Genomic DNA, 25,905 nt, shown 5'->3' with positions numbered 1-25,905 from the left:
GCTAACTATTTACAGCGTGAACTTAGGCAGTTTCTGTTCCACTTTTGCGAGCTTTAGCTTAGCTACTTTAGGCAGACCGTTTTCAAACGGAGGGAAATCCTCGCCCTGGATGAGCGGAGAGAGATACGCTCGGCAAGCGGGGGTAATCGCAAAACCGTTTTCGCTAATAAAATCCCGTGGCATGAATTTTTCTTGGTTAGCCACTTGGGACAGCGGCGCCGAGATGACATCCCACTGATAGGGAGCCTGGGAAATACGGCGAATGGCAGGCATCATGGCATTTTTGCCTGCAAGTGCTAATGTTACCGCCTCGCGGCCCACTGCATAGGCTTGTTCAACGTCGGTTTTAGAAGCCAAGTGACGCGCCGCGCGCTGTAAATAATCAGCAACTGCCCAGTGGTACTTGTAACCCAGGTCTTGCTTCACCATTCCAGCCAGCGTTGGTGCTACGCCGCCTAACTGGCGGTGACCAAAGGCATCGGTATTGCCGGCATCGGCAAGGAAAGTGCCATCTTCGTAGCGTGCGCCTTCAGAAACAACGATAACGCAATAGCCGTACTTCTGAACGCACTCTTCAACGCGCGCCATGACCGCTTTACGGTCAAACGATACTTCAGGAAAGATAATCAGGTGAGGCGGCTCGCCTTCGCCTTCTCCCGCTAAACCGCCCGCCGCTGCAATCCAGCCAGCATGGCGACCCATCACTTCAAGGACGAATACCTTAGTGGATGTGGCGCACATAGACGCAATATCCAGCGATGCTTCACGGGTAGAGGTGGCAATATATTTGGCAACGCTACCAAACCCGGGGCTGTTGTCGGTAATAGGCAGATCGTTATCAACGGTTTTCGGCACATGAATCGCGGTTAGCGGGTAGCCGAGTTTTTCTGACAGTTGGGACACTTTAAGGCAGGTGTCTGCGCTATCACCGCCGCCATTGTAGAAGAAGTAGCGAATATCGTGGGCTTTGAAAACTTCGATCAAGCGTTCATATTGAGCACGGTGGGTATCAATATCTTTCAACTTATAGCGGCAGGAACCAAATGCACCGCCAGGCGTATGGCGTAAGGCAGCAATCGATTCATCGCTCTCTTGAGTCACATCGATGAGGTCTTCCGTTAAGGCACCGATAATGCCGTTATGACCGGCATATACCTTGCCAATCTGGTCGGGCGCTTGTCTGCAAGCTTCGATAACGCCGCAGGCGCTGGCATTGATGACGGCGGTAACGCCACCGGACTGGGCGTAAAAGGCATTATGCTGGGCCATGGAAACGTCTCATCTCCTGAAAACGGGTAGTTAAAACAGTATTCAAGCAAGGGGAAATGACGCCCCTTTGCTTGTTTTCATAATCGTGCATTAAGCAGCGCGCACTAATGGCACGCATACCACTAATGGCACGCATACCACTAATGACACGCTTACGTAGAAAGATCGTGCAAACGCGTGGCCTGCAGCCGCGAAGTTTAGCGCAAAGCCACTGTGGGTGCATCTTGGAGGCTCATTACTCGCTGTCGTCCAGTTCTTGTTCCTGCTGAGCCAGCCGCCATCCGCCTAAGTCTTTATAGCGATTGACCATCGCACAAAAGAGCTCTGCTGTGCGCTCGGTATCGTAGCGGGCCGAGTGGGCGGACTTGTTATCAAACTCGATACCTGCCGCACGGCACGCACGAGCAAGCACTGTTTGGCCATATACAAAGCCTGCCAGGGTTGCTGTGTCAAAGCTGGAAAAAGGGTGAAACGGATTCCGTTTTACGCTGCAGCGGTTCGCCGCCGCATTTAGGAAGCCATGATCAAAGGCAGCATTATGACCAACCAGTATTGCCCGTGAGCACCCATGTGCCTTGATTGATTTGCGGATAGGGCGAAAAATTTCACCTAGCGCTTCAGATTCGCTTAGCGCCACTTGGCGACGCAGTGGGTCATCTAGATTAATGCCTGTGAAATCAAGGGCGGATTGCTCAACGTTCGCGCCTTCAAACGGATGAATGTGATACGCGTAAGTGGCGTCGGGTAATAAATTACCGTCAGGGTCCATAGTAAGCGTCACGGCAGCAATTTCGAGTACTGCGTCACTTTGGGCGTTAAACCCACCCGTTTCTAAATCAATGACAACCGGCAGATAACTGCGAAAACGTTGGGCCATCAATTCGCGGGCAAATGCCTCGCTCATGCAGCTCTCCTTAGTAAAGCGAGTAAGTAGTTAGAATAAGCGGTTAAAGCAACCCCTTTGTTGGCTATGATTCTAGCAGCTTTACCCCTTAGGCGTCGTTGACGGTATTCGCTGAGCATTGAGAGCGCTATACTCGTAGTTTATGTTATTGCACTGCGCTCAGCGCGGTGTCGTTGGGTGAACTACTTTTCATGAACAAGGAGCAAAGAATGTCCGATGTCAAAAAGGTTGTGCTGGCGTATTCAGGCGGCCTGGACACATCCGTTATCGTTAAGTGGTTGCAAGAGACCTACAACTGCGAGGTAGTGACCTTTACAGCCGACATCGGTCAAGGTGAAGAAGTCGAGCCCGCACGCGCTAAGGCTCAAGCACTGGGTGTTAAAGAGATCTATATCGAAGATCTTCGCGAGGAGTTTGTTCGCGATTATGTATTCCCAATGTTCCGAGCGAACACCATCTATGAAGGCGAGTATCTGCTCGGCACTTCTATCGCTCGCCCGTTGATTGCTAAGCGCTTGATTGAAATTGCTAATGAGACGGGCGCTGATGCCATTTCTCACGGTGCAACGGGTAAAGGTAACGATCAGGTTCGTTTTGAACTGGGTGGCTACGCACTTAAGCCTGGCGTGAAGGTTATTGCTCCTTGGCGTTTATGGGATCTCACTTCGCGTGAGAAGTTGATGGCCTACTGCGAAGAGCACAAGATTCCCGTTGATTTTTCTAATAAAAAGAAAAAATCACCGTACTCCATGGATGCCAACCTGCTGCACATTTCTTATGAAGGCGGCATTTTGGAAGACCCATGGGCCGAAGCAGAAGAGGACATGTGGCGTTGGAGTGTTTCTCCTGAAGCCGCGCCTGAGCAGCCGACTTATGTAGAGCTGACGTTTGAGAATGGCGATATCGTCGCTATTGATGGCGAAGCGCTTAAGCCTCATGAAGTGCTTGAAAAGCTTAATAAACTAGGTGGCGATAATGGTATTGGCCGCCTGGATATCGTTGAAAACCGTTATGTTGGTATGAAGTCCCGTGGTTGCTATGAAACACCAGGGGGCACAATCATGCTGCGTGCTCACCGCGCCATCGAGTCGCTGACGCTTGACCGTGAAGAAGCGCACTTGAAAGATCAACTAATGCCTAAATACGCTGAAGTGATCTACAACGGTTATTGGTGGAGCCCCGAGCGTCGTATGCTACAAGCGGCGATCGACGAAACACAGAAGAACGTCGCGGGCGTTGTTCGCATGAAGCTCTATAAAGGCAATGCAACGGTTGTAGGGCGTAAGTCCGAGCAATCGTTGTTTGATGAGTCGATTGCAACGTTTGAAGATGATGCGGGCGCGTACGATCAAAAAGACGCAGAAGGCTTTATTAAGCTGAATGCATTGCGTCTACGGATTGCTGCCGGTAAAGGTCGTCAACAGAGCTAAGCATGCTAAGCGGCCAGACGACGTCTGGCCGCTTTTATTGCGAAGGAGTCCGAATGTTTAAAAAACTATTTTCTGGCCTGTTGGGTGGCGCGGGGGCTGGCGCCTCGGAAGGAGCCACCAAAGCGGCCGAGCCAGTTGAATATAAAGAGTATTTAATTGTGTCTCAGCCTGATAACCAAAGCGGACAATTTCGCGTTAGCGGTTGGATCCGTAAGTTAGATGGCGAGGGCGTTACTCACGAGCACCGCTTTGAACGCTCTGACATGCTGCCAGGCCGTGAAGCCTGTGATGCGATGATGGTCGCTAAAGCGCAGCGCTTTATTGATGAAGTAGGTGAGGAGATGTTTACGGCTGATCCTCGTAATGCTAGTGACACCTAGCAAGCTTTTCGTTTAGTTGAGGAGCGGAGTATGCACATGGTCTATCGTGCTTCCCCTTGGCGCTCCTTGGTATGTCATCATGGCTCATTGGATATCTCGGCGCTAAGTGCTCCACTTCGCGATTTTTACACGCATACCTCTCTTTTTAATCCATCCTTATCTGACGCCTATGCCGCACAGCTCTCTTTTGTTGAGACATTGCTGCGTTATGACTTGCCTGCTTGGCGTATTAGCGAACTCATTAGTGACCACATCGCTTGGCTTTATCGTCAATCGATTGCCGCAGCGCTAGATGAAATGCAGGCACAAGGGTGGGGTAAGCCGCCGGTAGATTACTGCGTTGTTACGCTCGGCTCGGCGGCACGCTTTGAAAGCTTGCTTGGGCCTGACCAGGACAATGCGCTGATTATTGGTGACTATCCTGACGCTCGACACGTTGAAATTGATGGCTACTTTCAGGCGCTAGGCGAACGTTTTACACAACGCTTAGATGAAGCGGGCATTCCGCTTTGCCGTGGCCATGTCATGGCGCGTTGGCCAATGTGGCGCAAGCGCTTGAGCGAATGGCAGCAGCAATTTGCAATTTGGAGTGCGGATCGTCAGGTTAAGCGGGGGCAGCAAACCAATATATGGCTCGATTTTTATCCTGTGGCAGGGAATGTTGAGCTCGCACAAACGTTAGGCCAACGGGTGCGTTCAACTCTCTCAAGCGCGCCTTTGTTCATGAATGAAATGGCGGCGTTGTTAGATGAGCTGCCGGTGGCGCTTGACCGGTTTGGTCGCATTGCTTCACATCCTGGGCTAGCGGCTCCCTATGACCAAGCAATCGATCTTAAGCGACAAGGATTGATGCCTCTAATAAGCGCTGCCCGATTACTCTGTGTGCGCTACCAGCGAAGTGAGATAGGCACACGTGAACGACTAACGGCACTTGCCCATTTCACACGTACGTTGACGAAGGAGCAATCGAACTTACTGCTAGCCGCTTTTAGCCGTATGCAGCACTTGCTTCTAGAGCAGCAGCGCCACAATAAGTCTCACGGGCAAACAGCCGACGGCTGGGTGGACCTGCGACGTCTTCGTGATGATGAGCGGCTACTGCTGAAATTTGATTTACAGCAAATCAAAGCGTTTGTTAACCAAGTAAAGCGCTTATAACGGCTATTCCCCCGTAAGCTGCGAAGAGTTACCTAGAGTTGACTCCTTAGGAGCTGCTGGCAGCTCTAGGGTTAAGCATGCGCCACCCAGCGTTTTAGCGTCTTCCACCCAAAGTCTTCCACCAAGGTGAGCAATAATGCCTCGGCTGATAGGTAAGCCAAGGCCGCTACCTTTGGGGCGGCCGCGTGGTATTTCGCCGCTTTGCTGTATTTGATGAAATTTCTCAAACACGCGCTCACGTTCGTCAGCGCTGATACCGGGTCCGTTATCTTCAACGCTTAAACGAAAATGATTACGATGCCGATAAAGTGCCAGCCGCACTTGAGGCTGCTGGCGGTCAGCAAATTTACTGGCGTTATCGAGCAGGTTAATAATGACTTGCTCCAAGCGGTCTTGGTCACCGACCACCATGGCGGGGTCAGCCGCTAAACTGATATCGAGGGTAATACCTCGATCTTCATGTAATCGAGCAACCGCATCGATGCTCTGCCTCGCTAGGGCTGCTAGGTCGAGGGGAACCGGGTGAAGCGTCAGGCGACCGCTCTCTAAGCGTGCAAGGTCAAGAATTTCCTCTATTAAACGCGAAAGACGCTGGCTCTCATGGACAATAACGCCCAGAAAATGTTGGCGTTTTTCATCGGGTAGTTGATCACTATCGCGTAATATTTCGGCAAACGCGCGTATCGAGGTTAGCGGGGTTCGAAGCTCATGACTTACCATAGCGACAAACTCGTCCTTCAAGCGGTCAAGCTCGCGCAGCTGTTCATTGGCACTGCGGAGCTCGTCACTTACGGCGACTAATTCTTGTGATTTTTGCTCTAGCCGACGGTTGTACTCCAGGGTTTGTGACGTAGTGTCTAAAATACTCAAAATCGACTCAAGATCCAGTGCTTCTCCACGTACCACTGAATTGATTAGTACGCGCGCTGATGCACTGCCAAGAGAGCCTGCTAGCGCCTGCTCTGAGCGGGTAATTAGATCGGCTGTTGCCGGTTCGTCTGAGCGGTAGTCGCTTTTATTAATGCTTTGGTTAAACACCCGATGGGTGACTTGGTTGCCAAGGTAGCGAATAAGTAATTCTTTTAAGGCGCCTTGAGTCGTCTGTCCTCTCCATAAAGAGGTCGTTTGCAAGTTAGGGTGTAAGGCGCCAGTGAAAAGGGCGGCTTGGGTTTGCTCAAGTGGCGTAGGGCGGCTAAAAAGTGACACGCCAATCAGTAAGCCAACATTTGCCAGCATACTCCACAGCAGTGCGTGGGAATAAATATCCCAATCTTCCAGGCCAAATAAGCGGTAAGGCATCAGCCATGAAATGCCCCATGGCCCCTGAGTTAGAAACGTTGCATCTAACCAACCGGATTGGGCAAAACCTGGTAGCAGTAACGTATAGCACCAGACTAAAAAGCCTGCGATTAAGCCAGCGGTGGCTCCTTGGCGAGTCGCGCCACGCCAGTAGAGGCCAATTAACAGGGCTGGGGCAAATTGTGCCACCCCAGCAAAGGAGACAAGCCCGATAGTGACAAGGCTGTAGGAGTCACCAATCAGCGCGTGATATAGATAGCCAAGCAGCAGTATCAAAACGATGGCAATTCGGCGAATGCCCAACAGCCAACCTGCCAACTCGCCGGACGTGCTCAGGTGAAGGCGTTGTGTTCTTAGCAGTAAGGGCATAATGAGCTGGTTACTCACCATGGTAGACAGTGCAATCGTCTCAACAATCACCATGCCAGTAGCTGCTGAAAGGCCGCCTATAAATACCAGCAAGGGTAATCCTTCAAGCCCTGCAGAAAGGGGCAGTGTCAGCACAAAACTATCGGAATCACCCGCGCCAGCACCTAACAGAAGGCCAGCAAAGGCGATAGGAATAACAAACAGGTTGATGAGCAACATATAAAGCGGAAATAACCAGCTCGCCCTGGCTAAATGCTGTTCATCGACATTTTCGACAACCAACACCTGGAACTGACGAGGCAGGGTTAAAAAGGCCAGAAAGGCAAGTATTAGCATTCCGACCCAGCCAGTGGCACCGCCTGGTACGCTTTCCAACCCCATTTTTTCCGCTATTTCTGGCATCGTGGCGACGCTGGCGAATAGCGCGCTGGGGCCTTCATACAACACAAATACCACAAAAATACCGACGGCCATAAACGCAACCAACTTTACCAGTGACTCCAAGGCAATAGCGGCAACCATTCCCTCATGTCGTTCACTGGCATCGAGATGGCGGGTGCCGAAAAGTATAATAAATACCGCAAGCACTAAGGCGACCCAAAGCGATTTGTCCAGCCAGAAACGCTCATCAACCAGGGTGGCATCCGCGGTATTGGGATAGTTCACCAGTACTGCATGGCTAACGGTGATCGCTTTTAACTGCAGCGCAATGTAGGGCGTTATACAAATGAGGGCCATTAATGCAACGAGTGCGCCTAAGCTGGTGCTTTTGCCATAACGAGCACTAATGAAATCAGCAATAGAAGTGATTCGCTGGCGGGATGCGATGCGCACCATTTTGCGAATGACGACAGGGGCGAGAAGCATCGCCAGGGTTGGGCCAAGATAGATAAGCAGGAAACTGGGGCCGTGGTCTGCTGCGCGTCCCACGCTGCCATAGAACGTCCATGCGGTGCAGTAAACGGCAATCGACAGCGCATATACCGTGGGCGAGCCAATTAATGATCGACCCTGCTCGGCACGACGGTCCCCCCACGCGGCGACGACAAACAGTAGTGCCAAATAGCCAAATGCCGTTCCTAGAATCACTGCATCTGTACGCATGATCAGCGTCCTGAACGTTGTTCCATTAACCAGGCGGTGAGGCCAATTACCGCGCCCCAAGCAATAAACAGATAAAGCGGTAACCAGCTCATGCTCAAAGAGGTGAGCCGGTCAACCATGATAATCAGCGGGGGGCTGAAGAGCAGTATTGCTAGGGCGAATAAGGCTATTAAACGCTCGATTTGCCGTGAGCCTGGATGTTTCATGAGGCGCTGGCATCCTGGCGATCAAACGCGTTGGCCTGCAGCGCCAACAGCTGCTCTAACGTATCCACGCCACGTGCTTCAAGCCGGGGTAACAACGCTAGCCATAATTCAGCGGTTACACGGGCGTCACCAAGCGCCGTGTGGCGAGTGCCTGGTGGGAACGTCAGGTCGTAGCGTTGTGCCAACGTATCTAAATCATGCCCATCTAACGCTTCGTCTAATGCTCTTGAGATTAATAAGGTATCGATGACAGGCAAATCAAAGACAACCCCTTTGTTAGTAATGGCGAGCATATCAAACGCGGCATTATGCGCTAATAAAACCGCTTCACCGACGTAATCTCGGAAGCGCGTTAGGACAATATCAAGGGGCGGTGCACCGGCCACATCAGCATCTGTCAATCCGTGTATTGCTGTACTGGTAGGGGGGATTGGACGTTTCGGATCGACTTTTTGATCAAAGACCTCGCTGGCCAATAGCCGCGCATTGACCACCCGACAAGCCCCCAGGCTAATCACCGTATCCCCTCGGCGTAGCTCAAGGCCAGTGGTTTCAGTATCAAACGCAACCACTTCTAGGCTACGTAATGTGCGGTTCGCCAACTCCTCATCGGGTGGCGGCAGGTCAGCGATGCCGAAATCATGGAACTCTGGTCGCGGAGGTGCGGTTTCACGGGGTGCCCCAACGCGCTCCATGGCTGGTAGCGGCAGGCGCAGGCGCGCATGAATAGCATCATCGTCAGCAAGGCTCCAAATATCGCTCGCATGCTGGCGCAGTACGTCTGACACCAGCGGATTAAGTGGTAGCGATGGCAGGGGCTGGCGACGCCATTTCGCTAGCTCATGCTCTGGTAAGGGGCTGCCTTGCCAAATTAAGTCCAAATAAACCCGCTTGTTGCCAAGGCATATCTCACCTTCAAAATGGCTAACCGGCAGGTGAGAGTTAAGATGCTTGACTAAGGAATCAAACAGAACAATCAGTGCCGGTGCGTCGCCTTTAAACCAGGCAGGCATGCCGACGGGGGTGATGAGCCGATGCGCTGGATCTAAGCGTTCATCCAGGGCTTGCCAGAAGTCATTCGACCACATAGGGGTTAAGCGCTCGCCTTGATGTTGCAAATCATCCAATAACTGTCCGATTTGACCAACATTATCACCCAGGGTCGCTCCTTCCTCTTGGATTACCTGCTCGAACCGATGACGTAACGCTGGGTTCTCTGCGCCGTTATGGCGCAGTTGTATCAGTGCATCCGCTGCACTGGTCAGGCTTGCTGTGTGTTGGCGTAGGAGGGGGAGCTTGGTGGCGAGTTCTGCTCTAACACCCATTTCATTTGACCAGGAAGCGGTTGCATCGCTAAACGTTAGTAGTGTTTCTCCATCACTGCCAGGAACTCGACGTAGCACGACCTTTAACCAGCGGTTATCACAGGGGGCAAGCAGTTCGCGGGGCGAACCATCCGCAGGAAGTTGGCTAAGCGCTTGTTGTAGGCTGGCAACGGGGAGTAGCGCTTCTAAGCGTTTTCCCAAGCCCAACGCCGTATTATCGACAAAGAAATCTTCTGCGGCCTGGTTGAATAGCATCAAACGGCGGTGGTGGTCACATAGTAATAAGGGGGTTTCGAGTACTTGCAGCAGCGTTTCTAATTCGCGACGTATTTTTGCGGCGCTTCGTGCGCCATCGGCATGAGCCGTGGCTAATTGATTGCGGTCAATGCGCCAACTCTCGCGCACTCTTCGTAGGTCAGGGCCAAGCCCTTTCAGCCAGCCTTCTGGTGGGTGTTCATCACGAGCATCTGGGTTTGCCACTAATCTGGCCAACTGAACCTGTAAATGGCGTAGAGGGGTGAAAAGCATGCGTTCTAGTAGCAGGCCAACTAAAAATATCGTCGCACCGCCGGAAAAACTGCCCAACCAGAGCGCTATACGGGTTGGGCCAGTAGGCGAAAGCTGAGCATCCAGCCACGCAGCAAAAATAGCGCCCCCCAGCAAGCTGATACCACTTAGCAGCAGCCATAGGCCAATGAGTCGCTGACGTTTAGGGAGCCCGTCGCGGGTCATTGTGGGTTGCCATTGAGCAGTGATTTAACTTTTTTAATTAGCGACTGGGTCGAAAACGGTTTGGTGATGTAGTCATCAGCCCCTAGCGCTAAGCCTTTCTCACGTTCGATATCTCGCCCATGGGCGGTCAGCATAATGACCGGCAGTTGGGCCGTCGCTTCTGAACGGCGAAGGTGCTCAAGTACATCAAAACCGCTGATTCCGGGCAGGCTGATATCAAGCAGCAGCAGGTCGGGGGCGGAATCGTTGATACGTTCGAGTGCGGCTTCTCCGTCGTAGGCGGTGACAACTTGAAAGCCTGCCTGCTCCATTAAAAATTCCAGAGACAGTACAATATTGGGCTCGTCGTCGACCACGAGTACTTTGGCCATGATGCCCTCCCTAAAGGGGTCGTTGTTAGGTGTTTGATTAGAGTGTATGTAGCGCGACAGGTTAGGCCAAGACGACCTTGGCCGAATGCTCGTAACGTCTCTCATCAAGTGGCTGCTTTTTACTTCGCTTAATGGGCTTTTTATTAAGGTGTTTATGCGCGTTTTATTGTTGTCTGCTTATGAGGCTGTTAGTCATCGCTATTGGGCACAAAGTCTGATGGCCGAAGTAAACGATGTCTCTTGGACGTTGCTTAGCTTGCCACCACGCCACTTTTCGTGGCGAATCCGCGGCAACCCATTGAGTTGGTGGTTAAAAGAGTACGAGACGCTGAGTGAATCCTATGAGGTTATATTTGCCACTTCGATGGTCGATATTGCCACGCTCGTTGGCTTATTCCCTCATTTAGGGCGTGCCAGAAAGATTGTTTACTTTCATGAAAACCAGTTTGCCTACCCAGAGTCTAGCGATCAAATCTCCCAGGTAGAGGCCAAAATGGTCAATTTATACGCGGCGTTGGCGGCGGATACGTTGGTGTTTAATACCGCTTACAACCGTGACTCTTTTTTCGACGGTGCGCGGCGGTTGTTAAAAAAGATGCCTGAAAACCTGCCAGCAGCTAAGCCATTAGAGCGCTTACGCCAACAGTCAAAAGTGTTGCCTGTGCCAATAATGCCGCTAGCGGCTTCTCCCCAGACAAACGCACACCCACGGCGGATTATTTGGAATCATCGCTGGGAGTACGATAAAAATCCCGAAGACTTTTTTACAGTGCTGTTCAAGCTGAGTGAGCAGCAGGTTCCTTTTGAACTAGCGGTGCTTGGACAGCGCTTTCGCGATGTACCTGCCATTTTTGATGAGGCAGAAGAACGCTTGGCGGCACACACGATTTGCTGGGGGCCGCAGCCAGAAGCGGAGTATCGAGCATTGCTCACCGGTGGTGGTATTGTGGTCTCGACCACGTGGCACGAGTTCCAAGGATTAGCCATTATGGAAGCTGCCCAGCGCGGCGCGATTCCGCTAGTGCCAGACAGGCTGTGTTTCCCCGAACTCTACCCTAACGACTACCGCTTTGATGGCACGCAAGAGGGGCTTTACCAACGACTCCACGCTTGGTTAACCGACCCTACTAGCCAACCAGCACTGTTGAATACTCAGCAGTGGCAGTGGCCTGAATGGCGTCGCGCTTACCGTGCGCTTTTGATGGAGCACTGATCACTGCATTGTTGGTCGAGCCCCTGCCTTACTCACGTTAACAACCAGTGGGCTTAAGCAAGTTCGGTTTTGTCTTTATAGTCGCACAGGTCTTCAATAATGCAGCTGCCGCAGCGTGGTTTGCGGGCAATGCAGGTATAGCGCCCATGAAGAATCAGCCAGTGGTGGGCGTCCTGTTTAAATGCATTGGGAACATGGCGTAGTAGCTTTTGCTCAACCTCAACGACATCTTTGCCTTTGGCGATACCCGTGCGGTTAGAAACTCGAAAAATGTGCGTGTCTACGGCGATGGTGGGTTGACCAAACGCAGTGTTTAGAATCACATTGGCGGTCTTTCTGCCTACCCCCGGCAAGGCTTCCAGTGCTTTGCGTGTTTCAGGTACCTCGCCACCATGTTGATTGATCAGCAAGTGGCAGGTTTTCATCAGGTTTTCGGCTTTAGTGTTAAACAGCCCGATGGTTTTAATGTAACTTTTTAGCCCATCGATCCCCAGGTCAATGATCCCTTGGGGCGTATTGGCCACAGGGAAAAGCTTGTCAGTGGCCTTGTTAACACCAACGTCCGTCGCTTGAGCAGACAGCAGCACCGCAGCTAGCAGTTCAAAGGGCGTGCTCCAGTTTAGCTCAGTCGTGGGGTGGGGATTCTCCGCCTGTAGGCGAGCAAAAATTTCATGACGCTTTTGGGCATTCATCGGATGCTCTCTTGGTTATTTGATAGTGCCAGTAACACGGACTCGACGATCTGTTCGGGGCACTGCTTGAGCAGGTTGCGCGCGAGCGCTGCGGCGTTGATCAAGTACATTTTTTAACGCAATCAATAGCCCCGCAACGAAAAAAGCCCCGGGTGGCAGCACGAAAAACAAAAACTGATAATCATCGACGAAGGTGAGTTGCCAGTTGCTGGCAATAGGCCCAAATAGCAGTTCCATATCGCTAAACAGCGTGCCTTGCCCAAGCAACTCACGTAGTGCCCCGAGCAGAATCAATACGCCACCGAACCCGAGGCCCATCATAAATCCATCAATGGCTGCTGGTATGACTGGCTGGCGGGAAGCGAACGCATCTGCACGCCCTAAAATGGCACAGTTAGTGACGATCAATGGAATAAAAATTCCCAACACTTGGTAAAGCGAATAGGCAAATGCAGCCATTAAAAGCTCAGCACAGGTCACGAAAGCGGCAATCACCATGACAAAGGCAGGCAGTCTTACTGCGCTGGGAACCTGGTGGCGAATCAATGAAATAGTCGTGCTAGCGCCCACCATGACAAGCAGGGTAGCGAATGCCAGCCCCAGTGCATTGACAACGCTACCACTAACAGCCAGTAAGGGGCATAGCCCCAATAACTGAACGAGAGCAGGGTTATTCGACCATAGGCCGTTTCGGGCTAGTTCGCGCCACTGACTCATTGGGTGGACCCTTCGAAGGTAATAGGGAGTTCTGTTTCGGCGACATGTTCGGTGGCATAGCTCAGCGCACTATGGACGGCGTCGACGACTGCGCGTGGCGTAATGGTGGCGCCAGTAAAAGCGTCAAAGTGGCCGCCATCTTTACGCACGGCCCATCCACCCGGTGGCAGGCTGTTTAAACTCAAGCCATTAAACTCGCTTATCCAGTCACTTCGCTGGCGCTCAATGTCATCGCCAAGCCCAGGCGTTTCTTGGTGGTGGGTAACGCGTACCCCGGTAATGCGTTGCTGCTGGTCAATGCCCACCAGTAGCCGAATTTCGCCATTATAACCTTGGCGAGTAACGACCGGCAGAATGACGACCCGCTGATGATCGCGCTGGACGTACCATCCCTGTTGAGGTTCGCGGTGCCCCAGCTGTTCCGGGTTAGGAAGCTTAAATACGCCATCTAAAACCGTTTGAACCGCTACGTCTGCTAATGCGGCAGGCAATACATCCTGCAGTTGGCGGTGTTGATAGGCTAGCTGATGGTCAGCGATGCGCTCGGCAGTCACCGCTCGGGTCAACGCAACGCTGCCTGCAGTGACCAGCGAGAACATTCCTAAGGCGAAAGCGCCGCGTAGCATGGCTTGGCGGGAGGTCATGGTGAGTCACCGTGCTTGGCATGTTGCTGTGCTTTAGGCTGGCCCGTAGGGCGTGGCACGGTATAGAGATCCAATAGCGGTACACATAAGTTCATTAGTAAAACGGCAAATGCCACTGCATCGGGGTAGCCGCCAAACGTGCGAATAATCATGACCAACGCGCCAATCCCTGCGCCAAAAAACAGTTTTCCTCGGCGGCTGGTTGCCGCTGAAACGGGATCAGTGGCAATGAAAAAGGCCCCAAACATTGCTGCACCTGTGGTTAGGTGAAACAGCGGTGAAGCGAAGTGGCTTGGGTCGCTGGCATAAAAAAACGTGGCAAGCACTGCCATGCTTACAAGCATCGAGACAGGGATATGCCAGCTGATAATCCGTTTGGCAATTAATAGCAGTCCACCTGCTAACCAGGCTAGCGCGACGTTGCGCCAAGCGTTCAATGTTCCTTCAGGTAAAGGCTGACTAGCCCAAAACTCGCTGGCCAGTACCGCTTCACCTTTATGTTTAAAGGCATCTAGCGGCGTAGCACCACTTAGCGCATCAAGTGTGGAGGCCGGTAAGGTACCGCTTATCTGGGCCCATAGGTTTTCAGAGATTAGTGGCTGCGGCGGCGACCATAACGTCATGTAAGTGGGAAACGATACGAGTAAGAGTGCGTAGCCCACCATGGCGGGATTGAAAGGATTCTGGCCTAGGCCGCCATACAGTTGTTTAGCAACCACGATGGCCGCAATAACGCCTATCCCAATGAGCCACCAGGGGCTAGCAGGTGGTAGCGATGCAGCTAACAGTACGCCGGTTAATACTGCACTTGAATCTCTAAGCGCAGGCTGTAACGGGCGCTGGCGAAGTTTTAACACCAGCGCTTCGGCGCCGAGTGCAAACAGGGCGGCTAAAAGCACATTACTAATAACGCCCAGGCCGAAGTAAAACGTCATTGCGCCAAGACCCGGTGCGGTGGCGACGATCACCCATCGCATTAAATGAGCGGTGGGTGGCGTCGTATTTAATGATTCAGTCGTTCGCTGCGAGGCGTGCATCATGCTCATGGCGATTCCTGTTGTGCCATCGTGGCGCGAGCTTCAGCCAGCCGGGTATCAGCTGCCTTAAGGTTTTCTTGGGCGGTGGCCAGTTGAGTTTCTAAATCATCGTGGCGCTGACTTGGGTCTTCTGCTGCAGCCCTTGCGAGGGTTTTTTCAGCTTTTCTCACTGCCGCTTTAGCGGCGGTTTGAGCAATGCGCAAGCTGCGTAAATCCACCACTGGCGCGGCACTGTCGGTTGCCTTTGAGCTATCTGACGTCTGTCGGCTTTGTGCCTGCCTCGCTTGGCGACGAGCTTGCTTCTCGGCATTCTCGCGCGCCAGCCGAGCCTGACGAAATTCAAAGCGATGTTTAGCGTGCTCGGCTTTGGCGGACTCAATGCGCTTAACGCGAATACGCTGCTTTGCCGAACGATAGTCTTGTACTAATGGGATATAACTAGGGCAAACATAACTGCAGGCGCCGCACTCAATACAATCAAATAAGTGGAATTTTTCCAATGTAGCGTCGTTCTCTGCGCGGGCATACCAATGCAGCTGTTGCGGAAGAAGCTGAACAGGGCAAACACTTTCACAGGCACCACAGCGAATGCAGGGAGACTCACTGGGGACTGGAGGAAGTTCTTCACGGGTGGCTGCAATCAAGCAGTTTGTCGTTTTGGTCACCGGGACATCAAGTGTTGTGAGTGGTAAGCCCATCATCGGGCCGCCCACAATGACTTGATGAAGCTGTTGGTTTGCTAACCCTACCTGCTGAAGCAGCGTTTCAACAGGTGTGCCAAGGCGCACCCAGTAGTTGCCTGGTGTGCTGATGGCATCTCCCGTCAAGGTGACAATTCGCTCGATCAAAGGTTTGCCATCACGTACGGCGTATAGCGCTGCCAGCAGTGTGCCGGAGTTGTGGCAGAGAACACCGACATCGGCAGGAAGGCCACCACTGGGAACATCGAGGTTGAGCAGTTTCTTGATCAATTGGCGCTCACCACCGCTGGGATAGCGGGTCTCGATGACTTTCATCGTTATGCTCACTGGATGCTGGCAGTCAGACTGTTGAAAGTGAGCGAGCACCTCCTTTAATGCATGGATCGCTTCGGGCTTATTATCTTCAATACCCACCACAATCTGACGGGCACCGCAGAGCCTAGCGACCATTTGCGCGCCTTCCAGTATTTCGGTTGGATAGTGGCGAAGAGCCAAGTCGTCTGCGGTGATATACGGCTCGCATTCGGCGGCGTTGACGACGAGCGTATCAATGCGCTGATGATCCGCAATTTGGGCTTTGATATAAGCGGGAAAGCCTGCACCACCAAGGCCTACTAGCCCACAGTTGTCTAGTCTAGCAATGATCGCTTGGTGGTCTTCGCTACGCCAATCAAGCGAGGGCTGCACGTGCCAGCGGTCTAAACCATCGGCATCGATGGTGATGTCGCTCTCACTAATCTGAGTCACTGTCCCGCTAATGCTGGCGTGCAGGTTGGCCGATACCATGCCATCTCGTTGGGCAATCAGGCTACCTACCTGAACTGCATCTCCAATAGCCACACAGGGGATCGCGGGATTACCTGAATGCTGTTTGAGCGGAAGTGTTACCCGGGCAGGCAGCGTCGCGTTGCGAACTGGCGATTGGTTCGAGCGATCTTTTCGTTCGGGCGGAGTAATGCCACCTGGGAATTCATAGGCCGGCATGCTGGCTCCTGGTTAGCTGGCGATCGCTGGCGATTAAAGGTGCTATGGTGACGACAGGCTGCCATTGGTTGAGAGGCTTGCTTCTGGGCAACATATCAATACAGTCTACGGGGCAGGGTGCAACGCACAAATCGCAGCCGGTGCACTCATCTTCTATCACCGTATGCATCTGCTTTGCAGCGCCAATAATGGCATCCACCGGACATGCTTGAATGCACTTAGTGCAGCCAATGCACTCGGCTTCACGAATAAATGCGACGGTATCTTCGCTGGCTGCTTCGCCATCCAGTGGCACAGGCTCTCGGCCTAATAAGTCTGCTAATGCGTGAATAGTCGCTTCGCCGCCAGGCGGGCACTTATTCAAAGCATCACCCTGATTGATGGCTTCGGCATACGGCCGACAGCCTGGGTAACCGCACTGACCACATTGGGTTTGTGGCAGCAGCGCATCAATCTGCTCTACCAGCGGGTTCTCTTCGCCCTTGAAACGCACACTGGCCATTCCCAGTAGTGCTCCAAACGTGATGCCAATTCCGGTCAACACCCCCACTGCACTGAGAATGCCCCACCAAGAAAATATGTCTCCCATGGCGGTTACCCCTGTACTAATCCTGAAAAGCCGAGAAAGGCCAGTGACATAAGACTGGCGGTGACCATTGCAATGGCGGCGCCTCTAAACGGGGTTGGTATATCAGCATTGGCCAATCGCTCGCGCATCGCGGCGAACAGCACCAAAATCATCGAAAACCCAAGCGCAGCACCCAGGCCATAGAGAGTCGTATGAAAGAAACTCAGCTCACGGTTAAGCGATAACAGGGCAACACCAAGTACCGCACAATTAGTCGTAATCAGCGGTAGAAAGATCCCCAGCACTTGATGCAATAGGGGGCTGAGTTGACGCACCATGATTTCGGTAAATTGCACGACGGCGGCAATAACAACGATAAAGCTGATAGTGCGAAGATAAGTAACGTCCAAGGGTACAAGTAAGCCATGATAGACCGCATAACTAGCGGCAGATGCTAGTGTCAGCACGAACGTCGTCGCTAGCGACATACCCATCGCGGATTCCAGCTTATTGGAAACCCCCATAAACGGGCAGAGCCCTAAAAACTGTACCAATACGAAGTTGTTGACCAGCGCAGTGCTGACCAAAATCAAGAAGAGTTCATTCATAGCGGCGTATTGTGCGCAGAAAAATCGTTGCTGGCTAGTGGGGGAAGCGCTATGGCTCACTATTGACCAGAAATAAGTACTTAGTCAGCAGAACTTGCTACCGCTCTCCTGTTGCCCATCTTCGAAAATGACGGCTGGGGCAAGCTCAGGCATTGGTCATGAGACCGTTTTAAACCTGTCATCAAAGCTACATCATCTCTGCATACCCTCATCCAAATTAAAATCAGCTAGGGAGGGGGAACGCATGTCGACTTCAGGAGTTGTCTTACCGACGCAGGGGGAGCGCCCAGGGACGTCGCAATGGCTATCATGGTTAATTGTCATTGGACTGGTTTATTTGTTGTTAGCTGCGGTGGGGGCTATCGGAGACGGTTTTAAGGCTGCTACCGCAAGCAATGCTAAGGAGCTATTTTCATTTGCTACTAATCCAATGATTGGGTTAGTTATCGGAGTTGTCGCAACTGCGCTAATTCAGAGCTCAAGCACGGTGACAGCCATCATTGTGGGGATGGTGGCGGGTGGTTTGCCAGTCAGTATTGCGATTCCGCTCATCATGGGCGCCAATATTGGTACTTCGCTGACCAGCACTATCGTTAGTTTAGGTCATGTGCGTAGTGGTGAGGAATTTCGCCGCGCCTTCTCTGCGGCGACGGTGCACGATGCGTTCAATATCGTTGCCGTGGCTATACTGCTTCCGTTAGAAATGATGTTTGGTTTTTTAGAAAAAACCTCCGCGTTGCTGGCGGGCTTTTTTGTTAGCGATGCCAGCGTCGACATGAAAAGCGTCAATTTCATGAAAATGGCGATTTCACCGGCGACCGACTTGCTGAGCGCCTCGGTATCGTGGCTGCCGAATCCGATCTGGATGGGCGTTGCTATGATTGTTATTGGGGTGGCGCTAATCCTCTTTGTGGTAACGGCGATTGGTAAGGTATTACGCAAGGTTATGGTGGGTAAAGCGCGTGACATCATGCATGCAAGCGTGGGGAGAGGGCCTGTCTCCGGTATGTGTTCGGGGGCAATCATTACGCTGTTGGTGCAGTCGTCCTCTACCACTACAGCACTGATTGTGCCACTTGCTGGTACTGGTGTGTTTAATCTCAGGCAGGTCTATCCGTTCACATTAGGTACCAATGTGGGCACTTGTATCACTGCGTTGCTCGCTGCAACGGCGATAAGTGGCCCTACGGCGGTGCTTGCTATGCAGATTGCCTTGGTGCATCTGATGTTTAACCTAGTGGGGATACTAGTCATATACGGCCTACCTTTCTTACGTGGTATTCCGCCTAGCATTGCCACTGGCCTTGCGGAGCTGGCACAGAAAAACAAACTCTATGTGGTGGCTTATATTTTAGGTGTTTTCTTTGTGCTGCCATTGCTCCTGATCGGGGCGAGCCAGTTGTTTTGATCTAAGGGGATGGAATTGGCATGAGTTCACAACGCAGAGTTGAGACAGAAGCACGCATTCGCGAACTACGTGAATCGATTGATGAGCTGGAAGCGCAGTTGGCTGAGGCGTCCACCCAGGAGCGGGAAGAGCATGAGCAGCATGAGCTGATCGACCAGCTTGATCATTATATTGATGCTGTAGATACCAAAGTGAGCGGTCTTAAAACCTTCTGGCAAGCTCTCAAGAAAGAGCTGGGGGGGAGGCAATGATTAATGCTACACGCGGATATTCCTACTCCTTGATGGCGTCAGGCCTGCTATTGGGCCTTTTGCTTCAAGGTTACAGCGAGGATAGCCACTCAATGCAGGCAGCCGCCTCTGGTGATTTAACTGCCAGCGGTTCCAGCACCGTTTATCCATTGACGCGAGAAGCAGCACGTCGTTACGAGCGTGCTAATCCTGTTGCCAATATTGCCGTCGAGTTCACTGGAACAACGGCTGGTTTTGAGAAGTTTTGTGCAGGCGAGACTGATATTAATAATGCATCGCGGCCAATAGACGCAAGCGAGCGGGCCGTGTGCGCATCTAACGATGTAGCGTATGTGGAAGTGCCTATTGCGATGGATGCGATTTCGATCGTGGTCCACCCATCCAACCGCTGGGCAAATGATATTACTGTCGACGAACTTCACAGGCTTTGGTCTCCGGCGTCAGAAGGCGAGGTCATGACATGGCGTGATGTGCGCGCAAGTTGGCCAGATGAGCCCATTGAGCTGTTTGGTCGAGGACAGGACTCGGGAACTTATGACTACTTCACAACGGCCATTGTAGGCGCGACCCGTAGTAGCCGGATGGACTACGTTGCCAGCGAAGATGAGGAGTTTCTAGCTGCGCAAATTGCCGCTGAACCAGGTGCTTTGGGTTTTTTTGGTATCGGCGGATATCACCGTCACTGGAATGAGCTAAAACTTCTTGCGGTGGCCAATAGTGATCAACCCGTATTTCCGACGCTGGAAACCGTCAAGCGTGGTCAATATACCCCCTTATCTCGTCCGCTTTATCTTTACCTGAATAGACAAAGTGTCGAGGAAAAACCGGAGCTTCACCGTTTTGCGATGGCCTATGTCGAAGGCATTCGTGACTGGATTCATTTTACCGGCTACCTTCCGCTTGAAGAGCAGGAGTATGCCGACACCCTTGACGCGCTTCGCCAGCTTGAAAGTCAGTGAGGGAGTAACAAGCTAGCCGCATATTAGTTGTTCTCTGGGTAGCTCATTGTCGCTAAGAGATGGGCAAAAAAAAGGGGCTAAGGCTGTAGCAGGCCTTGCCCCTTATTAGTTACTTATTAATGTATTAGCCGTTAAGTTACACGCTGCCCTGGTTCCGCACCGGCATCGGGGGAAAGTAGGTAAATGCCTTCTTTGTTAGCAGATGCTAATACCATGCCTTCTGATAAACCGAAGCGCATTTTACGAGGAGCTAAATTAGCCACCATAATCGTCAAGCGGCCTTCAAGCGCTTCTGGTGAATAGGCCGAACGAATACCTGAAAAGACATTACGAGTTTCACCACCTAAATCCAGCGTAAGCTGGAGCAGCTTGTCAGCGCCTTCAACGTACTGTGCTTTGGCAATGCGGGCAATGCGTAAATCAACTTTAGCGAAATCTTCAAAGCTGATTTCTGCCGCAATCGGTTCTTCCGCCAGGGGGCCTTTGGGAGTGTTTTTCAGCTTCTGTTCTTCCACTAAATCCTCCTTGGATGCCTCAATCATAGCGTCAATCTTATCCCGCTCAACCCGCGTCATTAACGGCTTGAATTTGTTGATTGAGTGATTGACTAGTACGCTATTGCGGCTGTCCCAGTCGAGTGATTCAATCGCCAGGAATTCACGTGCCTGTTCGGCCATGGTTGGCACCACAGGTGCAAGATAGACCATCAACTGGCGGAACAAGTTGATGCCTACTGAGCAGATTTCCAGTACTTCGGCGTCACGGCCTTCCTGCTTGGCTAGTGCCCAGGGGGCCTTGTCGGCGATGTACGTATTGGCTTCATCGGCCAATTCCATAATTTTGCGCATGGCCCGGCTAAATTCACGCGCTTCAAAATCGTCAGCAATCTCGTCGCCAGCCGCGATAAAGCGCGCGACCATTTGTGGTTCGGCGCAGTGTTCAGCCAGCTTACCGCCGCCCAGTTTTTTCACAAAGCCGGCGCAGCGGCTGGCGATATTGACTACTTTTCCTACCAGATCAGAATTAACCCGTGCAGAAAAGTCGTCGAGGTTAAGATCCAGGTCATCCACTTTGGACGTTAATTTAGCGGCAAAGTAGTAGCGTAAATACTCTGGATTTAAATGTTCAGCGTAAGTAGCGGCTTTGATGAAAGTGCCACGAGATTTCGACATCTTGGCACCGTCTACAGTTAAGAAACCGTGACAGTTGACCGCAGTCGGCGTACGAAGGTCTGCACCATGCAACATGGCAGGCCAAAACAGGGCGTGGAAATAGACAATATCTTTGCCAATGAAGTGGTAAACCTCTGCATCGGAATCCTTCTTCCAAAAGGTATCGAAGTCGATCCCTTCCCGATCACATAAGTTCTTAAAGCTTGCCAGATAGCCGATGGGGGCATCTAGCCAGACATAGAAGTATTTACCTGGGGCATCGGGAATTTCAAAGCCAAAGTAGGGCGCATCTCGGGAGATGTCCCACTCATTAAAGCCCGACTCGAACCACTCCATCAGCTTGTTACGAATTTGCGGCTGTACATGGCCGTCATTAATCCATTGCTGAAGAAATTCAGCAAAGTCTGGTAGCTTGAAGAAGTAATGCGTAGAGCTACGTACTTCTGGTGTTGCCCCAGAAATAGCGGAGACAGGATTGATTAAGTCAGCAGGCGTGTAAGTGGCACCGCACTTTTCACAGTTATCGCCATATTGATCATCGGCACCACATTTAGGACACGTGCCCTTAATAAAACGGTCAGCTAGGAATAGACCCTTTTGCGGATCAAACATTTGCTCAATATCGCGGGTGGCAATATGGCCTTTATCACGCAAGCGGGTGTAGATCAGTTCGCTAAAATAGCGGTTTTCTTCTGAATGGGTGGAATGATAGTTATCAAATCCCACGCCAAAGCGGGCGAAATCTTCCTGATGATCTTGGGAAACGCGCTCGATCAGGGCTTCGGGCGTAATACCTTCCTGCTCAGCCCGCAGCATAATGGCAGTGCCGTGGGCGTCGTCGGCACAAACGTAGTAGCACTGCTGTCCACGACTTTTTTGAAAACGCACCCAAATGTCGGTTTGGATGTACTCAAGAAGATGACCCAAGTGAATGGCGCCATTGGCATAAGGAAGCGCGCTTGTCACCAAGATGTTGCGCGGGGCAGTATTTGACATGGTGAATGATAATTCCGGTTAGGCAGTGCAAATAAAGACGGCGAAGTAGGGGTGCGCTTCGCCGGTAACGTCAACATGCTGCTTACAGCTATTTCTCCACTAGTAGAGTGCCTGCTCTTCCTGAACGACTTCACGCAGAAGCTCTAAAAAAAGCTTGTCAGCTTCAGAGTGCTCAGTGGGGTCTTCGGGAATATGGACGCTCGTAGTGTCGGAGATTTCGTTGGCAATTTTGGCCATTACGGCAGGGCTGTTGCCTTCGACTAGCTGCTGTCGTGCAATCGCTAGGGATTGTTCTAAGATTTTTGGGTCTTGGAGCAGCTTGCGAATAAAATCGCGTAATTCATTAATAATACGTGTTTTTTGAATTTCTGATGCGGACATTGGAGTTCTCCTTAAGACCGCGCTTGAGGGATGTTCAAGCGAGACCAATGAATGCTTTGACCATAGCACTTTTTTAACAGCTGAGCATGGGTTCCTGGAAGCATTGGATGCAGTCTATTGGCTTTTGCTAGCACACTGTTCCAGTACGTTTGCTTCCAGTATGTATGTTTCCATTACGTATGTTTCCAGTACCTGCGCTTTAAAGGCTCAGGCGCCCAGCCTTGTGTTTGACAGGGTTGGCGTATTGTTCCAACCAATAAGGCCGCAACGCTTCAGGTATACTTGCCAGCCGAGCGTTAAAACGCTCTCTGTCTTGACGCGTTATCGTTTTGCGGGCGATCAGTTCTGGTGATTCGCCTAGGGCTTCCAGTGCTAAATAATGGCTAGGAAACAGGCGATAACCACCGATCACTTGGCGGTCAATTTCCGCTGCCACTTCATCCGGCGTTGCCATATCAGCGCCTACCGGGCTACCAAAGCGCAGTTGTACCCGACCCTTGGGACCGGTGATGCCTGACACAATAGAGCGAATGTCCTCGAATTCGCTTTTCGCGTAACTTCCTTCGGTAGCGATATCGTGAAGTTCCTGAGCTTTCTGTTGGTCGCAAGGGTCGTATTCGTAGCTAATCGATACCGGCACCAGTTTCAACTCGGCAATGGCGTCACCGAATACCATATCCCGGTCGGCGTTGCGTCTGGCCATGGTCAGCATTTTGATGATGGCGGGATCGGTGCGATCAATGCCATTTTTAGCACGACCCTCTCGCTGCGCCATCCAAATAGAGTGCTGATCAACAGTAATTGAGTGACGGATATAGGCTGATAACTGCTGATATGCCGCCAGCATCGCACGCTTGCCTCGGGCACTGCGCGGTACAATAAAACTTTTGTTTAACCGCATCAGATCGGTGACGTAGGGCTTTTTCAGGAGGTTATCTCCGATCGCAATACGCACGGTATCGCGACCCGCCAGATAAAGCGCATAGTTCACAAAGGCGGGGTCTAGCGATATATCGCGATGGTTGCCTATAAACAGGTAAGCGCTGTTGTTATCTAGCTTATCAAGCCCAGAGACTTCGAAGGCATCCGTGGTGGTGCGAATCATGCGCTCCATATAGCTGGCGATCCGCATCTGGAAGTCATATACGGATGTAACGCCCTTTACTTCACGACGGACGGCATGGCCTGCTAAGGCGCGGGCAATGGGAGGCGCCCACTTGGCCATGCGCGGAAGCCTGAACTGAGTCAATGCATTTAAAAGCTCGCTATCATGTGATAGGCGCTCAAGAACATCGGCCACTTCATGATCCATATAGGGGCGAATGTCAGCCCAGGGGTCGTTGGCGGTGTCAGCGTTAAGTGCGTTGTTGTGATGAGTCATGCGATCCGTTGGATATAGGCAGAAATAAACAGTTTATATCAGCAGGCTAACGGCTGAATTAAGCGTCTGGCTGCGTAGCAGCTTCGCGCTGAGCTTCACCACCCAGCCACTCGATTAGGCGAGGAATATCGTCAGAAAGTGCCTGCGCCATCAAAATAAAATCAGTTTCTAAGCGAGCAAGTGCATCATCGCCATCATCTGCGTGATCAGCTTCCTCTATTAATGCATCGCCAAAACGCAATGATTTCAGCGCTAAATCATCATGCAGAACAAAGCTTAAACGACCTTCCAGGCTAACTGCGAGCTTGCTGGCTTGACGTCCGCTTTCAAGCAGTTGCTGGATCTCGTCGCTGTCTAGATCAACTTGGCGAGCGCGCAGCACGCCATCATCGCCTTTGGCTTTTAACTCAACCTGATCCCCTAACACAAGATCAGCAGGGCGGCTTTCCGCTTCGCCCAGCCATTGCGTCATCGCACGGATAGGCAGTGTTTGTGATGTCAGCGGCGTGACTTTCAAGCTACCCAGCGTTTCACGTAGTAGATCCAGCACGTCTTCTGCCCGTGTGCGAGAGCTGGCATTGACGCCAATTAGTTGACGACGCGTATCCCACCATAAATCGATCTTCTGACTGCGAACAAATGCGCGGGGCATTAGTTCCTCAGTGACTTGCTCTTTCAGCGCCGTTTTTTCTTTGCGCGTTACCTTGCGTCCTTCGCTGGCTTCGATATCAGCGACTTTATCGTCCACTTCCTCTTTTACTACAGACGCAGGAAGCAAGCGCTCTTGGCGCAGGGCTGAAAGTAGTCGGTGGCCTTGGATTTCATGCAGCCGCTGACCACCACCCAGTCGTCCTGCCGGGGCTGTCCACCCTAAGCGACGCGCATCCGCACTGCCTAGCGGCTTGGCTGCATGCTCGTCGAGTGCATTCGCTAGTGTATCGCTGTCAAGCTCAGGGGCGCCGTGAAGGCGGTATAAATGTAGGTGCTTAAACCACATGTCACCAATCCTATTAAAAAGGTGGCACATTATGGCGAAACCAAGCCTTTCCTACCAGCGCCTTAGGGGATTGCCTTGTTGTTGCACTGGTTTAAAACTTGTGTTTGATTTGAGAGGTTTTGTGAATGGTTAACAGATTTTTAGAAATGGGGGTGTTATGTCTACAGCAATATCCAGTGTTGCGCTGCGAGTGCGTGGTTACCATTTAGACGGCTACGGTCACGTCAACAACGCGCGCTATCTTGAATTTATGGAAGAGGGGCGCTGGGCTTTTTTTGATGACCATCCGCGCCTGATAAATCAACTTCATAAGGCAGGTCGAGCGTTTGTCGTGGTCAATCTGAATATTGATTATCGAGCGGCCGCTGTTCAGAACGATGATTTGCAGATTATGACCGGCATAGTAGACGTGGGTGATCGTAGCGCGATTTGCCATCATCGAATTGTGCGTCAAGACGGCGTGCTGGTTGCTCAGGCAGATTTGACCTTTGTGCTGCTAGATGTGAAGGCGAATAAGGCCGCTCCTATTGAAGGAGACGTGCGAGAGGTGTTTGAGGGGCTTGTGGTCGATAAAGACGCCTTTTTAGCGTAAAGCGTAATGCCGTTGCCACTGACTGCCCATGGTGCTTATGCAGTGGTATGATGGTGC

25 protein-coding genes are annotated in these 25,905 nt (G+C 51.9%); 8 read left to right on the top strand and 17 right to left on the bottom strand.

The window, feature by feature from the left end; translation table 11 throughout:
* Positions 1 to 9: 9 nt before the first annotated feature.
* Entirely contained in the window at positions 10 to 1,269 is a 1,260-nt protein-coding gene (locus tag NF683_RS17970) for a 6-phosphofructokinase (RefSeq protein WP_253920613.1), read from the bottom strand.
* Positions 1,270 to 1,504: 235 nt separating this feature from the next.
* Complete coding sequence (gene rnt, locus NF683_RS17965; protein WP_038484741.1) at positions 1,505 to 2,173, bottom strand: ribonuclease T; 669 nt, start codon at positions 2,171 to 2,173, stop codon at positions 1,505 to 1,507.
* A gap of 209 nt (positions 2,174 to 2,382) precedes the next feature.
* Between rnt and NF683_RS17960 the strand changes: the two genes are divergently transcribed.
* Genes NF683_RS17960 through NF683_RS17950 form a run of 3 tightly spaced genes read left to right on the top strand, consistent with a single transcriptional unit; the run spans position 2,383 to position 5,141 of the window.
* Positions 2,383 to 3,603 carry an argininosuccinate synthase gene (locus NF683_RS17960; RefSeq protein WP_030072775.1) on the top strand — a complete coding sequence of 407 codons (1,221 nt, stop codon included), beginning with the start codon at positions 2,383 to 2,385 and terminating at the stop codon, positions 3,601 to 3,603.
* A 53-nt stretch (positions 3,604 to 3,656) separates the two neighbouring features.
* Positions 3,657 to 3,983, top strand: a complete 327-nt coding sequence (locus tag NF683_RS17955; RefSeq protein WP_089038465.1) for an HlyU family transcriptional regulator — start codon at positions 3,657 to 3,659, stop codon at positions 3,981 to 3,983.
* 30 nt (positions 3,984 to 4,013) lie between these two features.
* Positions 4,014 to 5,141 (top strand): DUF294 nucleotidyltransferase-like domain-containing protein, encoded by a 1,128-nt coding sequence (locus tag NF683_RS17950; RefSeq protein ID WP_253920612.1) that lies wholly within the window; start codon positions 4,014 to 4,016, stop codon positions 5,139 to 5,141.
* A gap of 3 nt (positions 5,142 to 5,144) precedes the next feature.
* Here the strand turns inward: NF683_RS17950 and NF683_RS17945 are convergent, their stop codons facing one another.
* Genes NF683_RS17945 through NF683_RS17930 form a run of 4 tightly spaced genes read right to left on the bottom strand, consistent with a single transcriptional unit; the run spans position 5,145 to position 10,547 of the window.
* Positions 5,145 to 7,913: an ATP-binding protein gene (locus NF683_RS17945; RefSeq protein ID WP_089038463.1), complete on the bottom strand. Its 2,769-nt coding sequence runs from the start codon at positions 7,911 to 7,913 to the stop codon at positions 5,145 to 5,147.
* A 2-nt stretch (positions 7,914 to 7,915) separates the two neighbouring features.
* Positions 7,916 to 8,119, bottom strand: a complete 204-nt coding sequence (locus NF683_RS17940; RefSeq protein WP_089038462.1) for an Asp23/Gls24 family envelope stress response protein — start codon at positions 8,117 to 8,119, stop codon at positions 7,916 to 7,918.
* Positions 8,116 to 10,176 carry a 3'-5' exonuclease gene (locus NF683_RS17935; protein ID WP_089038461.1) on the bottom strand — a complete coding sequence of 687 codons (2,061 nt, stop codon included), beginning with the start codon at positions 10,174 to 10,176 and terminating at the stop codon, positions 8,116 to 8,118. Before NF683_RS17935 ends, NF683_RS17940 begins: the two co-directional genes overlap by 4 nt.
* On the bottom strand, positions 10,173 to 10,547 hold the full coding sequence (locus tag NF683_RS17930) for a response regulator transcription factor (RefSeq protein ID WP_089038460.1): 375 nt from the start codon (positions 10,545 to 10,547) through the stop codon (positions 10,173 to 10,175). Before NF683_RS17930 ends, NF683_RS17935 begins: the two co-directional genes overlap by 4 nt.
* A 154-nt stretch (positions 10,548 to 10,701) precedes the next feature.
* On the opposite strand from NF683_RS17930, the gene NF683_RS17925 reads away from it, so the two are divergent.
* The gene (locus tag NF683_RS17925) at positions 10,702 to 11,760 is read left to right on the top strand and encodes a tRNA-queuosine alpha-mannosyltransferase domain-containing protein (protein WP_253920611.1); all 1,059 of its coding nucleotides are present in this window, start codon (positions 10,702 to 10,704) and stop codon (positions 11,758 to 11,760) included.
* Between the two features lie 53 nt (positions 11,761 to 11,813).
* On the opposite strand, the gene nth is transcribed toward NF683_RS17925, so the two are convergent.
* Genes nth through rsxA form a run of 7 tightly spaced genes read right to left on the bottom strand, consistent with a single transcriptional unit; the run spans position 11,814 to position 17,711 of the window.
* On the bottom strand, positions 11,814 to 12,452 hold the full coding sequence (gene nth, locus NF683_RS17920) for an endonuclease III (RefSeq protein ID WP_253920610.1): 639 nt from the start codon (positions 12,450 to 12,452) through the stop codon (positions 11,814 to 11,816).
* Positions 12,453 to 12,467: 15 nt separating this feature from the next.
* Positions 12,468 to 13,169 (bottom strand): electron transport complex subunit E, encoded by a 702-nt coding sequence (locus tag NF683_RS17915; protein WP_253920609.1) that lies wholly within the window; start codon positions 13,167 to 13,169, stop codon positions 12,468 to 12,470.
* Complete coding sequence (rsxG, locus tag NF683_RS17910) at positions 13,166 to 13,813, bottom strand: electron transport complex subunit RsxG (protein ID WP_253920607.1); 648 nt, start codon at positions 13,811 to 13,813, stop codon at positions 13,166 to 13,168. The genes NF683_RS17915 and rsxG overlap by 4 nt, the downstream gene beginning before the upstream one ends.
* Positions 13,810 to 14,859 (bottom strand): RnfABCDGE type electron transport complex subunit D, encoded by a 1,050-nt coding sequence (locus NF683_RS17905; RefSeq protein ID WP_253920606.1) that lies wholly within the window; start codon positions 14,857 to 14,859, stop codon positions 13,810 to 13,812. The genes rsxG and NF683_RS17905 overlap by 4 nt, the downstream gene beginning before the upstream one ends.
* On the bottom strand, positions 14,856 to 16,535 hold the full coding sequence (rsxC, locus tag NF683_RS17900; protein ID WP_253920605.1) for an electron transport complex subunit RsxC: 1,680 nt from the start codon (positions 16,533 to 16,535) through the stop codon (positions 14,856 to 14,858). The genes NF683_RS17905 and rsxC overlap by 4 nt, the downstream gene beginning before the upstream one ends.
* On the bottom strand, positions 16,522 to 17,124 hold the full coding sequence (gene rsxB / locus NF683_RS17895) for an electron transport complex subunit RsxB (RefSeq protein ID WP_253920604.1): 603 nt from the start codon (positions 17,122 to 17,124) through the stop codon (positions 16,522 to 16,524). The genes rsxC and rsxB overlap by 14 nt, the downstream gene beginning before the upstream one ends.
* Positions 17,125 to 17,129: 5 nt before the next feature.
* Positions 17,130 to 17,711 (bottom strand): electron transport complex subunit RsxA, encoded by a 582-nt coding sequence (gene rsxA, locus NF683_RS17890; protein WP_089038453.1) that lies wholly within the window; start codon positions 17,709 to 17,711, stop codon positions 17,130 to 17,132.
* Between the two features lie 244 nt (positions 17,712 to 17,955).
* Between rsxA and NF683_RS17885 the strand changes: the two genes are divergently transcribed.
* The 3 genes from NF683_RS17885 to NF683_RS17875 are packed head-to-tail and all read left to right on the top strand — an operon-like array spanning position 17,956 to position 20,329.
* The gene (locus NF683_RS17885; protein ID WP_089038452.1) at positions 17,956 to 19,119 is read left to right on the top strand and encodes a Na/Pi symporter; all 1,164 of its coding nucleotides are present in this window, start codon (positions 17,956 to 17,958) and stop codon (positions 19,117 to 19,119) included.
* 20 nt (positions 19,120 to 19,139) lie between these two features.
* On the top strand, positions 19,140 to 19,370 hold the full coding sequence (locus NF683_RS17880) for a hypothetical protein (RefSeq protein ID WP_089038451.1): 231 nt from the start codon (positions 19,140 to 19,142) through the stop codon (positions 19,368 to 19,370).
* On the top strand, positions 19,367 to 20,329 hold the full coding sequence (locus NF683_RS17875) for a PstS family phosphate ABC transporter substrate-binding protein (protein ID WP_198361474.1): 963 nt from the start codon (positions 19,367 to 19,369) through the stop codon (positions 20,327 to 20,329). Before NF683_RS17880 ends, NF683_RS17875 begins: the two co-directional genes overlap by 4 nt.
* Positions 20,330 to 20,460: 131 nt before the next feature.
* Here the strand turns inward: NF683_RS17875 and metG are convergent, their stop codons facing one another.
* From metG to NF683_RS17855, 4 genes are all read right to left on the bottom strand, one after another.
* On the bottom strand, positions 20,461 to 22,497 hold the full coding sequence (gene metG / locus NF683_RS17870) for a methionine--tRNA ligase (RefSeq protein ID WP_089038450.1): 2,037 nt from the start codon (positions 22,495 to 22,497) through the stop codon (positions 20,461 to 20,463).
* 99 nt (positions 22,498 to 22,596) lie between these two features.
* Positions 22,597 to 22,878 (bottom strand): hypothetical protein, encoded by a 282-nt coding sequence (locus NF683_RS17865; RefSeq protein WP_038484684.1) that lies wholly within the window; start codon positions 22,876 to 22,878, stop codon positions 22,597 to 22,599.
* Positions 22,879 to 23,077: 199 nt separating this feature from the next.
* Positions 23,078 to 24,259: a 1-acyl-sn-glycerol-3-phosphate acyltransferase gene (locus NF683_RS17860; RefSeq protein WP_193085405.1), complete on the bottom strand. Its 1,182-nt coding sequence runs from the start codon at positions 24,257 to 24,259 to the stop codon at positions 23,078 to 23,080.
* Between the two features lie 58 nt (positions 24,260 to 24,317).
* Positions 24,318 to 25,256 (bottom strand): recombination-associated protein RdgC, encoded by a 939-nt coding sequence (locus NF683_RS17855; RefSeq protein ID WP_120386907.1) that lies wholly within the window; start codon positions 25,254 to 25,256, stop codon positions 24,318 to 24,320.
* A 157-nt stretch (positions 25,257 to 25,413) separates the two neighbouring features.
* Between NF683_RS17855 and NF683_RS17850 the strand changes: the two genes are divergently transcribed.
* Complete coding sequence (locus NF683_RS17850; RefSeq protein WP_089038447.1) at positions 25,414 to 25,848, top strand: acyl-CoA thioesterase; 435 nt, start codon at positions 25,414 to 25,416, stop codon at positions 25,846 to 25,848.
* The last annotated feature ends 57 nt before the right edge of the window (positions 25,849 to 25,905 follow it).

It is taken from the genome of Halomonas sp. MS1 (genome assembly GCF_024182575.1).
GTDB lineage: Bacteria > Pseudomonadota > Gammaproteobacteria > Pseudomonadales > Halomonadaceae > Vreelandella.
The sequence above is the reverse complement of the archived record's forward strand: the minus strand, read 5'-3'. Positions and strand labels throughout refer to the sequence as shown.